Annotated in this window: 8 protein-coding genes; 4 read left to right on the top strand and 4 right to left on the bottom strand. The window is 69.8% G+C overall.

The features are described from left to right. Position 1 precedes the first annotated feature (1 nt). From mmsB to chvE, 3 genes are read right to left on the bottom strand one after another with little or no spacing between them, the layout of a single operon-like run. Positions 2-1,246 carry a multiple monosaccharide ABC transporter permease gene (gene mmsB / locus OG259_RS39090; RefSeq protein ID WP_328946586.1) on the bottom strand — a complete coding sequence of 415 codons (1,245 nt, stop codon included), beginning with the start codon at positions 1,244-1,246 and terminating at the stop codon, positions 2-4. Continuing rightward, positions 1,243-2,787 (bottom strand): multiple monosaccharide ABC transporter ATP-binding protein, encoded by a 1,545-nt coding sequence (gene mmsA / locus OG259_RS39095; RefSeq protein ID WP_328947310.1) that lies wholly within the window; start codon positions 2,785-2,787, stop codon positions 1,243-1,245. The genes mmsB and mmsA overlap by 4 nt, the downstream gene beginning before the upstream one ends. Positions 2,788-2,843: 56 nt before the next feature. After that, the gene (chvE, locus tag OG259_RS39100) at positions 2,844-3,953 is read right to left on the bottom strand and encodes a multiple monosaccharide ABC transporter substrate-binding protein (protein ID WP_328946587.1); all 1,110 of its coding nucleotides are present in this window, start codon (positions 3,951-3,953) and stop codon (positions 2,844-2,846) included. A gap of 227 nt (positions 3,954-4,180) precedes the next feature. On the opposite strand from chvE, the gene OG259_RS39105 reads away from it, so the two are divergent. From OG259_RS39105 to araD, 4 genes are all read left to right on the top strand, one after another. After that, positions 4,181-5,227, top strand: coding sequence for a LacI family DNA-binding transcriptional regulator (locus OG259_RS39105; RefSeq protein WP_328946588.1), 1,047 nt, complete (start codon positions 4,181-4,183; stop codon positions 5,225-5,227). A 345-nt stretch (positions 5,228-5,572) separates the two neighbouring features. After that, positions 5,573-7,279: a ribulokinase gene (gene araB, locus OG259_RS39110; RefSeq protein ID WP_328946589.1), complete on the top strand. Its 1,707-nt coding sequence runs from the start codon at positions 5,573-5,575 to the stop codon at positions 7,277-7,279. Between the two features lie 154 nt (positions 7,280-7,433). After that, positions 7,434-8,942, top strand: coding sequence for an L-arabinose isomerase (gene araA, locus OG259_RS39115; RefSeq protein ID WP_328946590.1), 1,509 nt, complete (start codon positions 7,434-7,436; stop codon positions 8,940-8,942). A gap of 50 nt (positions 8,943-8,992) precedes the next feature. Beyond that, complete coding sequence (gene araD / locus OG259_RS39120; protein ID WP_328946591.1) at positions 8,993-9,706, top strand: L-ribulose-5-phosphate 4-epimerase AraD; 714 nt, start codon at positions 8,993-8,995, stop codon at positions 9,704-9,706. A 57-nt stretch (positions 9,707-9,763) separates the two neighbouring features. On the opposite strand, the gene OG259_RS39125 is transcribed toward araD, so the two are convergent. Beyond that, positions 9,764-11,215 (bottom strand): endo-1,4-beta-xylanase, encoded by a 1,452-nt coding sequence (locus OG259_RS39125; RefSeq protein WP_328946592.1) that lies wholly within the window; start codon positions 11,213-11,215, stop codon positions 9,764-9,766. Positions 11,216-11,450 lie beyond the last annotated feature (235 nt).

Consider the following 11,450-nt stretch of genomic DNA (forward strand, 5'->3'; position numbering starts at 1 on the left):
GTCAGGCGCCCGCCCTGCGCTTGTTCCACACGTCGAAGCCGACCGCGGCGAGGAGGACGATGCCCTTGATGACCTGCTGCCAGTCGGTGCCCACCCCGACGAGGTTCATGCCGTTGTTGAGCACGCCGAGGACCAGGCCGCCGATGATGGCACCCAGGACGGTACCGACTCCACCACTCATCGAGGCTCCGCCGATGAACGCGGCGGCGATGGCCTCCAGTTCGAAGTTCACGCCGGCCTTCGGCGAGGCCGCGTTGAAGCGCGCCGCGAAGACGAGGCCTGCGAGCGCCGCGAGCATTCCCATGTTCAGGAACACCGCGAAGGTCACCTTCTTGTCCTTGACCCCGGAGAGCTTCGCGGCGGGCAGGTTCCCCCCGATCGCGTACACGTGGCGGCCGATCACCGCGTTGCGCATCACGTATCCGAAGGCCACGAGCAGCGCGGCGAGGATCAGGAGGACGACGGGGGCGCCCTTGTAGCTGGCGAGCAGCAGGGTGGTGACGAGGACGGCGGCCACCAGCGCCGTCACCTTCAGCGCGAACAGGCCCGTGGGGAGCGTCTCCAGGGTGAACTCCCGCTGCCGGCGACGGTCCCGGAACTCCTGGACGACCACGTAGGCGACCAGTCCGAGGCCGAGGAGCAGGGTCAGGTTGTGGTAGTTGGTCTTCGGCCCCACCTCGGGCAGGAAGCCGTTGGCGACCTTCTGCAGTCCGTCGGGGAACGGGCCGAGGGTCTGCCCCTTGAGGAAGATCTCCGTGAGCCCGCGGAACAGCAGCATGCCGGCGAGCGTCACGATGAACGACGGTATGCCGACGTACGCGATGAAGAAGCCCTGGAGAGCGCCGGCGACGGCTCCGAGCAGGAGCGTGAGGAGCACCGCCACGGGCCAGGAGACCTGGTGCTCGACCATGAGTACGGCTCCGAGGCCGCCGACCAGCGCCATGAGGGAGCCCACCGAAAGGTCGATGTGCCCGGAGATGATGACGATCATCATCCCGATGGCCAGGATGAGGATGTAGCTGTTCTGCAGCACCAGGTTGGAGACGTTGCGCGGCAGCAGGAGGTCGCCGCCCGTCCAGATCTGGAAGAGGAGCACGATCAGGCCGAGTGCGAAGAGCATCCCGTACTGACGCATGTTCCGCCGGACGCCGTCCAGGAGCACCCGGGCCACCGGTGTCCCGGTGGACGGGGACCCGCTGCCCTGGGCGGCGGGGACGGTCGTTTTCGTGCTGGCGTCGGTGCTCATGCCTGGTGTCCTTCGTCGGATGTGGCGGTGTCCTGCGTCATGTGCCGCATCAGGACTTCCTGGGTGGCGTCCTCGCGGCCTACCTCGCCGGTCAGCCGTCCGGCGGCCATGGTGTAGAAGCGGTCGCACATGCCGAGCAGTTCGGGCAGCTCGGAGGAGATGAGGAGAATCGCCTTGCCCTCGGCGGCGAGCCGGTCGATCACGGTGTAGATCTCGTACTTGGCTCCCACGTCGACCCCGCGCGTGGGCTCGTCGAGGATGAGGACGTCAGGACCGGCGAGGATCCACTTGCTGAGGACGACCTTCTGCTGGTTGCCGCCGGACAGACGGCCGACCGGTTCGAGGACGTTCGGAGCCTTGATGTTCATCGTCCGCCGGAACCGTTCGGCCACCTTGCGCTCCTCGTGCCCGTCGACGATCCCGTGGCGGGCGAGGGCGCCGAGGGACGCGAGCGAGATGTTCCGGCTCACGGAGTCCCCGAGGTCGAGACCGTAGTGCTTGCGGTCCTCGGTGACGTAGGCGATGCCGTGGGCGACGGCCTCGGGGACGGTGTGCGTCCGGACCTCCCGGCCGTCCCTGAGCACAGTGCCCCGCTCGTAGCGGCCGTAGGAGCGCCCGAAGACGCTCATGGCGAGTTCGGTCCGGCCGGCCCCCATGAGTCCGGCGACACCGACGATCTCCCCGCGCCGGACCTGGAGCGAGACCCCGTCGACCACCTTGCGGGCACGGTCGAGCGGGTGACGCACGGTCCAGTCCCGGATCTCCAGGACGGGTGCGGCGTCGGCCGGGCCTTCGTACGGCGTGCGCGCGGGGAAGCGACTGTCGAGGTCCCGCCCCACCATGCCGCGGATGATGCGTTCCTCGGTGGTGGCGGGGTCCCTGACGTCGAGGGTCTCGATGGAACGGCCGTCGCGCAGGATCGTGACGGAGTCGGCGATGTGGGCGATCTCGTTCAGCTTGTGCGAGATGATGATCGAGGTGATGCCCTGGTCCTTCAGCTCCCGCATCAGGCGCAGCAGCTTCGCGCTGTCCTCGTCGTTCAGCGCCGCGGTGGGCTCGTCGAGGATCAGCAGACGGACGTCCTTCGCCAGCGCCTTGGCGATCTCGACGAGCTGCTGCTTGCCGACACCGATGTCGGCGACCCGGGTCTCGGGGTGTTCGTCGAGGCCGACCCGCCTGAGCAGTTCGGAGGCACGGTGCAGCGACTCGCGCCAGTCGATGATTCCGCGCCGGGACGGTTCGTTGCCGAGGAAGATGTTCTCGGCGATCGACAGGTGGGGGACGAGTGCGAGCTCCTGGTGGATGATGACGATCCCACGCTGCTCGCTGGCGCGGATGTCCTTGAAGCGGCACGGCTCGTCGTCGAAGAGGATCTCTCCCTCGTACGTGCCGTGGGGGTGGACGCCGGACAGGACCTTCATGAGGGTCGACTTGCCGGCGCCGTTCTCCCCGCACAAGGCGTGCACCTCGCCGCGCGCCACTGACAGGGTCACGTCGGAGAGTGCCCTGACGCCGGGGAAGGTCTTGACGATGGACCGCATCTCCAGGACGGGGCCTGCCGGAGGCGGGGAGGGGATGCCGGGGGAGGGGGAGAGGGTCACCGGAGGTCGCCGGCGTCGATGTAGCCGGAGTCCACCAGGAGCCTCCGGTAGTTCGACTTGTCGACGCTGACCGGGTCGAGCAGGAATGCCGGGACCACCTTCTTGCCGTTGTCGTAGGTGGTGTCGTCGTTGATCTCCGGCTTCTTGCCGTCGAGGACGGCGGTCACCATGTCGGCGGCGACCTGCGCGAGCGCGCGGGTGTCCTTGTAGACGGTCTGGGTCTGCTCGCCCGCGATGATCGACTTCACGGAGGCGACCTCCGCGTCCTGGCCGGTGACGACCGGCAGCGGCTTGGCGGCGCTCCCGTAGTCGTCGGACTTCAGGGCGGACAGGATGCCGATGGAGATGCCGTCGTAGGGGGAGAGAACGGCGTCGACGCGGGCCGTGGAGTACGCGGAGGTCAGCAGGTCGTCCATGCGCTTCTGGGCCGTACCGCCGTCCCACCGCAGCGTGGTGACCTGGTTGAGCTGGGTCTGCTGGGAGCGCACGACCAGCTGCTTCTTGTCGAGGTAGGGCTTGAGCACTTTCATGGCGCCGTTGAAGAAGTACTTGGTGTTGTTGTCGTCGTTGGACCCGGCGAACAGCTCGATGTTGAACGGGCCCTTCTTCGCGCCGGCTTTCAGTCCCAGCTTCTCGACGATGTACGTGGCCTGGAGCTCGCCGACCTTCTCGTTGTCGAAGGAGGCGTAGTAGTCGATGTGCGGGGAGCCCAGGATGAGCCGGTCGTAGGAGACCACCGGGATGTGGGCGTCGGCCGCCTGCTGGAGGACGTTGGAGAGGGCCTCGCCGTTGATGGCGGCCACGACCAGGGCGTCGACGCCCTGGGTGATCATGTTCTCGATCTGGGCGACCTGCTGGTCGGGGTCGTCCTCGCCGTACTGCAGGGTCGTGGCGAATCCGGCCTTCTTCAGGCTCGCCGTCATGTTCTTGCCGTCGGCGATCCACCTCTCGGAGGACTTGGTCGGCATCGCGATGCCGATGGTGAGGTCCTTCTTGTCCTTCGCCTCCTCGCTGCCGCCCTCGCTGTTCTGCCCGCAGGCGGTCAGGAGCAGGGCGCAGCCGGTGGTCACGGCAAGGAGGGCGGATGCGGATCGGAACTTCTTCATGGGGGGCTTACCCATCCCGTCGTCGAGGGCGGCTCCGACCGGGGCGGGCTCGGCGGCGGCGCGTGTCCTCGCACCACCGGGACGGCACCGTTCCGGTTGGGGGGGGCCAGGGCGTCGGCACCCCGGACGAGCTAAATTGTTAGCGCTCACAACAGCGTGATACAAGAAGGCGATAAGGTTTTTCTCGCATCGATACACAGCCGAGATCACGGAGAAGGGAGGCGAACGTGGCGCAGTCCGCGGAAGACGTCCGCCCGCCGACGATGGCCGACGTCGCACGAGAGGCCGGGGTCTCCCACCAGACCGTCTCCCGGGTGCTGAGCGGTCACCCCAACGTGCGCGCGGCCACCCGCGACCAGGTCACCGTGGCCATCGAGCGGCTCGGCTACCGTCGCAACTCCGCCGCGCGCGCCCTGGTGACGCGCCGCACGAGGACGCTGGGCGTCATCGCCGTCAACACCGCCCTGTACGGCCCTGCCAGCACCCTGACCGGCCTGGAGGAAGCGGCCCGGGAGGAGGGCTACCTCGTCTCGACCGTCAGCCTGCGCGCCGGGTCGGGGCAGGGTCTCAAGGAGGCCGTCGACCACCTCGCGGCCTGGGGAGTGGAGGGCGTCGTCGCCATCACCCCGCAGCGCTCGCACGTGCAGGCGCTCGCCGAACTGGACGCGCCTTTCCCTGTGGTCACCGTGGAGGGCGGGCATCAGCTCGACCTGCCCAGTGTCTCCCTCGACCAGGAGCTCGGCGCCCGCATGGTCACCGAGCACCTGCTCGCCGCCGGGCACGGCACCGTCTGGCACGTGGCCGGTCCCGAGGACTGGCTGGAGAGCGAGGCCCGCGCCGCGGGATGGCGCGCCGTCCTGGAGGAGAACGGCATCCGCCCTCCGCGTGTGCTGGCGGGGGACTGGAGCCCGTTGTCCGGGTACCGGGCGGGGCAGGAGCTCGCGGGTCTCGCCCTGGCCCGCCGCGGGGCGACGCCGGTCACGGCCGTCTTCGTCGCCAATGACCAGATGGCGCTCGGCGTCCTGCGGGCGCTGCGCGAGGGCGGGATCCGCACCCCCGGGCAGGTCGCCGTCGCAGGCTTCGACGACATCCCGGAGGCCGAGTACTTCCCGCCGCCGCTGACGACGGTCCGCCAGGACTTCGCCGCGATCGGGCGCCGCAGCATCCGGCTCCTGGTGGACCACATCGAGGGCCGCGCCAAGAAGGCCGAACACCTCCTGGTCCAGCCGCAGCTCATCATGCGCGCGAGCACGCGGCCCTCGAGCGAGGTCTGACGCGGCGGGCGGCTTCCGGCCGTCGGTGGAAGGCTTGCCGTCGGCCCGCGTGTGCGTCCCTGCGTGTCCGCGCACCGGGACACGTGCGCGTCGCCCGCCCGTCCGCCCGGGCAGCCCTGCGGCCCGCTCGCGCGCACGCCCCTGCGGCTCGCTCCGCCTCTGACCGTCGGCCGCCCCGCCTCCCGCGGGGCAGCTCTTCGGCAGCCGCCGAGTGAGCGCTCACTTTCAAGGCCCTGATTCCCGTCGAATGTTCGGCAGAACTGCATTCAGCTCTTGTCCAACGAGATTGTGAGCGTTAACAATCAGGATGCTCCCCTGGCCCGCTCATGACGAGAGAGACGCATCGTGACCCCTCACGCCCCTTCCGGCCCTGCGGCCCGACACCACCCCGAGGCCTGCACCATCGGAGTCGACTTCGGCACCCTCTCCGGGCGCGCCGTCGTCGTCAGGGTCCGGGACGGCGCCGAACTCGGTTCGTCGGTCCACGAGTACCGCCACGCCGTCATCGAGGACCGCCTTCCCTCGACGGAGGCCCCCCTGCCCCCCGACTGGGCGCTCCAGCACCCCGAGGACTGGCGCGACGTCCTGCGCACCGCCGTCCCGGCGGCGCTCGCCGACGCCGGAGTCGACGCGGCCCACGTCATCGGCATCGCCACCGACTTCACCGCCTGCACGGTCCTGCCGACCACCCCGGACGGCACCCCGCTCGCCCTGACGCCCGGGTGGGCCGACCGCCCGCACGCCTGGCCCAAACTCTGGAAGCACCACGCCGCCCAGGAGCAGGCCGACCGCATCAACGCCCTCGCGCACGCCCGCGGTGAGAAGTGGATCGCACGGTACGGCGGCAAGATCTCCTCCGAGTGGCAGTACGCCAAGGCCCTGCAGGTCCTCGAAGAAGACCCCGCCGTCTACGCCGCCTGCGCCCGCTGGATCGAGGCGGCCGACTGGATCGTCTGGCAGCTGACCGGCACCGAGTCCCGCAACACCTGCACCGCCGGCTACAAGGGAATCCACCAGGACGGTGCCTACCCCTCGCCGGAGTTCCTCGCCGGGCTCCACCCCGACTTCGCCGACTTCCCGGCCACGCGCCTGGAGCACCCGCTGTCCCCCCTGGGTTCACGTGCCGGCGGACTGAGCGGTCAGGCCGCGCGTTGGACCGGGCTCCCCGAAGGCATCGCCGTCGCGGCGGGCAACGTCGATGCCCACGTGGCCGCCCCCGCGGCGGGCGCCGTGGAGAACGGCCGGATGCTCGCCATCATGGGCACGTCCACCTGCCACGTACTCAACGGCGCCACCCTCGCCGAGGTCCCCGGCATCTGCGGGGTCGTCGACGGCGGCATCGTCGAAGGTGCCTACGGCTACGAGGCCGGTCAGAGCGCGGTCGGCGACATCTTCGCCTGGTGGCTCCGGCAGGGCGTACCGGAGCACTACCGCGCCGAGGCGGAGGCGTCGGGCGAGGACCTGCACCAGCTCCTGACCCGCAAGGCGACCGACCAGCCGGTCGGCGCGCACGGCCTGGTCGCCCTGGACTGGATGAACGGCAACCGCTCCCCTCTGGTCGACCACCACCTCTCGGGAGTCGTCGCCGGCCTCACCCTCGACACCCGCCCCGAGGACGTCTACCGGGCCCTGCTCGAATCCACCGCCTTCGGCACCCGGATCATCGTCGAGACCTTCGAGGACGGCGGGATTCCCGTGGAGGAGTTCATCGTCACCGGAGGCCTGCGGAAGAACGCGCTGCTCATGCAGATCTATGCCGACGTGCTCCGCCGTCCCGTCTCCGTCGGCACCTCCGAACAGGGCCCGGCGCTCGGCTCGGCCATCCACGCTGCCGTCGCCGCGGGCGCCTACCCCGACGTCCGCTCCGCCGCCTCCGTCATGGGCAGCGTCCGGCGCCACGCCTACGTGCCCGACGCGGCACGCGCGGACGCCTACGACGCGCTGTTCGGCGAGTACCGCGCCCTGCACGAGTACTTCGGCACCGGCGCGGACCTCCTCCTGCACCGCCTGCGGCGCATCCGCAACACCGCACGCCTCGCCGCCACCGGCTGACCGGCCGCCTCGCCACCACCGACCGGCAGGCCGCCTCGCCACCACCGACCGGCCGGCCGCCTCGCCACCACCGACCGGCCGGGGGGTGCCTCCCCGCCCCCGGCCGCCATCGGCCCGACTTCTCCCACCCGCACCTCCGAGGAGCACACCCGACATGACGCTCACCCAGCCCGACCGCGAGATCTGGTTCCTCACCGGCAGCCAGGGGCTTTACGGCGCTGAGACCCTGGCCCAGGTCGCCGACCAGTCCCGCACCATCTGCGACACGCTCGCCGGACAGCCCCAGATGACCGTCCGCCTGGTGTGGAAGCCGGTCCTCACCGATGCGGCCGCCATTCGCGCGCTCATGCTGGAGGCCAACGCCGACGACCGCTGCATCGGCCTGATCGCCTGGATGCACACCTTCTCGCCGGCCAAGATGTGGATCGCCGGCCTCGACGCCCTGAGCAAGCCCCTGCTGCACCTGCACACTCAGGCCAACCGCCGACTGCCCTGGTCCACCATCGACATGGACTTCATGAACCTGAACCAGGCCGCCCACGGCGACCGCGAGTTCGGATTCGTCCAGACCCGTCTCGGCGTCCCGCGCAAGACCGTGGCAGGCCATGTCTCCAACCCCGAGGTCGTCGACCGCATCGCCGGATGGGCCCGCGCCGCCGTCGGCCGCGCCGAGCTCACCACCCTCAGACTTGCCAGGTTCGGCGACAACATGCGCGACGTCGCCGTCACCGAGGGCGACAAGGTCGAGGCGCAGCTGCGGTTCGGGGTCTCGGTCAACACGTACGGCGTCAACGACCTCGTCGCGGTGGTCGACGCCGCCCCCGAAGACGCCGTCTCCGCCCTCGTCAAGGAGTACGAGGACCTCTACGCCCTCGCACCCGAGCTGCGGCCCGGCGGCGAGCGCCACGACTCCCTGCGCTACGCCGCCCGCGTCGAAGCCGGTCTCCGTACCTTCCTCACGGAAGGCGGGTTCCGTGCCTTCACCACCAACTTCGAGGACCTCGGCGGCCTGCGCCAGCTGCCCGGGCTCGCCGTGCAGCGCCTGATGGCGGACGGCTACGGCTTCGGGGGCGAAGGCGACTGGAAGACCTCCACCCTGCTGCGCACGCTGAAGGCGATGGACCACGGCCTGCCCGGCGGCACCTCCTTCATGGAGGACTACACGTACGACCTCACGCCGGGTCAGGAACTCATCCTCGGCGCCCACATGCTGGAGGTCTGCCCCTCGATCACGACGGCGACGCCCACCTGCGAGATCCACCCGCTCGGCATCGGCGGACGCGAGGACCCGGTCCGCCTCGTCTTCGACGCGGATCCCGGTCCGGCCGTGGTCGTCGGTCTCGCCGACATGGGCGACCGGTTCCGCCTCGTCGCCAACCACATCGACGTCGTCGCCCCGCCCGAGCCGCTGCCGAAGCTCCCCGTCGCCCGGGCCGTCTGGCGCCCGCGCCCGGACCTGCGTACCTCCACCGAGGCATGGCTGACGGCCGGAGCCCCGCACCACACCGTCCTGACCACCGCCCTCGGCGGCGAGGAGCTCGAGGACCTCGCCGAGATGCTGCGGACCGAGCTCGTCGTCATCGACGAGGACACCACCGTACGGCGGTTCACGCGCGAGCTGCGCTGGAACCAGGCGTACCACCGCCTGGCCCAGAGCCTGTGAGCACCTCCACCTCCACCACCGCATCCACCCCCGCGAGGACGGAGCCCTCCGTGACCACCGCCGTTTCCAAGGAGCTGCGCCGGGAGGTGCTGGAGGCCAACCTCCGCATCCCCCGGGCCGGTCTGGCCACCCTCACCTGGGGCAACGTGAGCGGCGTGGACCGGGACGCCGGCGTCTTCGTCATCAAGCCCTCGGGCGTGTCCTACGACGTGCTGAGCGAGGAGGACCTGGTCGTCGTCTCCCTGGCCGATGGAAGCGTCACCGAAGGCCACCTGCGGCCGTCCACCGACACGGAGACGCACCGGAGCCTCTATCTGGCCTTCCCCTCCATCGGAGGCGTGACCCACACGCACTCCACCCACGCCGTCGCCTTCGCCCAGGCCCGGCGTCCGATACCGGTGCTCGGCACGACCCACGCGGACACCTTCAACGGTCCCGTTCCGGTCACCGCGGCCCTCACCTCCGAGCAGTGCGCCACGCACTACGAGTACAACACCGGTCAGGTCATCGTGGACCTGCTCGACCGTGACGACACGCGGGCCCGGGAAGTCCCCGGAGCCCTGGTCGCCCACCACGGCCCCTTCACCTGGGGCGTCGGCGCCACCGCGTCCCTGGAGCACGCCATCATCTGCGAGGCGGTGGCCGAGATAGCGCTCCACACCATCGCCCTGGGCACGGTCGAACCCCCGCAGCACGTACTGGACCGCCACTTCACCCGCAAGCACGGCCCCGGCGCCTACTACGGCAACCCTCCCTCCGCCTGACAGCACCGAGGGGAGCCAGGATGATCCTGGCTCCCCTCTTTGGCGTGGTGCGACCGGTCAGGCGCGGGTCCAGCGCTGGTTGGTGCCGTTCCAGCAGGAGTACAGCTGGATCAGCGTGCCGTTGACGGTGCCGTTGGCGGCGGCGTCGAGGCAGAGGCCGGACTGGACGCCGACGATGGTTCCGTCGGTGTTCAGGCGCCACTTCTGGTTGTCGCCGCCCCAGCAGCTGTAGATCTGCACCTTCGAGCCGTTGGCGGTGCCGGCGGCGTCGAGGCATTTGTTGCCGTAGACCTTCAGCTCACCGGAGGCGGTGAGGGTCCACTGCTGATTGGTGCCGCCGCTGCAGTCCCACAGCTGGACCTGGGTACCGTCGGCGGTGGCGGAGCTCGGCACGTCCACGCAGCGGCCGGAGGCGACGCCCTTGATCGGTCCGGAGCCAGGCGTGGGGGTCGGCGTGGGGTTGGGGTTGGGGTTCGAGGATCCGGCGTTGAGGGCGTTCAGGACGGAGGTGTAGGCGGGCTTCTTGTTGCCGTCGCCGTTGAACAGGAGCGGCGTGTGCTCGGCTCGCCAGGAGTCGGTGTCGCGCACACCCCAGACGGTGATGCCGAGGCAGCGCGGGACGGCCAGGCAGTCGTTGGTCACGTTGGCGTAGGTCGTGCCCGAGGCGCCCTGGATGTCGAGCTCGGTGACGGCCACGTCGACACCGAGGGCGGCGAAACTCTGGAGGGTGGTACGGAAGTTGCTGTTGTACGGGCTGTCGTTGTTGAAGTGTGACTGGAAGCCGACGCAGTCGATCGGCACACCGCGCTGCTTGAAGTCCTTGACCATGGCGTACATGGCCTGGGTCTTGGCCCAGGTCCAGTTCTCCACGTTGTAGTCGTTGTAGCAGAGCTTGGCGGCCGGGTCGGCGGCGCGCGCGGTGCGGAAGGCGACCTCGATCCAGTCGTTGCCGCTGCGCTGGAGGTTGGAGTCGCGCCGCGCTCCCGAACTACCGTCGGCGAACGCCTCGTTCACGACGTCCCACTGGGCGATCTTGCCCTTGTAGTGGGTCATCACGCCGGTGATGTGGTTGTTCATCGCCTGGCGCAGCGCGCTGCCGCTGAGGCTTTGCATCCAGCCGGGCTGCTGGGAGTGCCAGGCCAGGGTGTGGCCGCGCACCTGCTTGCCGTTCTGCACCGCCCAGTTGTAGACGCGGTCGCCCGCGGTGAAGTTGAACTGCCCCTGCTGCGGCTCGGTGGCGTCGATCTTCATCTCGTTCTCTGCCGTCACCGAGGTGAACTCGCGGGCCGCGATCGACGTGTACGTCGCGTCGCCCAGCCTGCCCGAGGCGATGGCGGTACCGAAGTAGCGGCCGCTCTGCGCCGCCGCGGCGCCGAGCGTGGTCTCGGCCGCCTGCGAGGCAGGCGCCGCAAGGACGGTGGCGGACCCGAGAGCGCCGACGAGGAGCGCCGCGAACAGGCCGCCTCTTTTCCGGCGGACCGTGGACGGAGTAGTGGCGTGGGAATGCATGGCTGGACCTCCGATAAGGGAGAACGCGGGTGGGGGAGAGCGCGCGGCGGAAGGAATCCGCGACGGCGATGTCCGCGTCCGGGAAATGGGACTGCGGAAAGTGGCGGTGAAGCCTCGTGAATCAGTGTGGAAATTCGCCATGAGCCTGTCAATGGTTTCGAAGATGTTTCGGAAACGTCGGCCGTTCGTAAGGTCCGTCACGGAATTTCACTGGAGCGAAGAAAAGGCGGCCCCT

The sequence above is a fragment of the Streptomyces sp. NBC_00250 genome, assembly GCF_036192275.1.
Classification (GTDB): Bacteria; Actinomycetota; Actinomycetes; order Streptomycetales; family Streptomycetaceae; genus Streptomyces.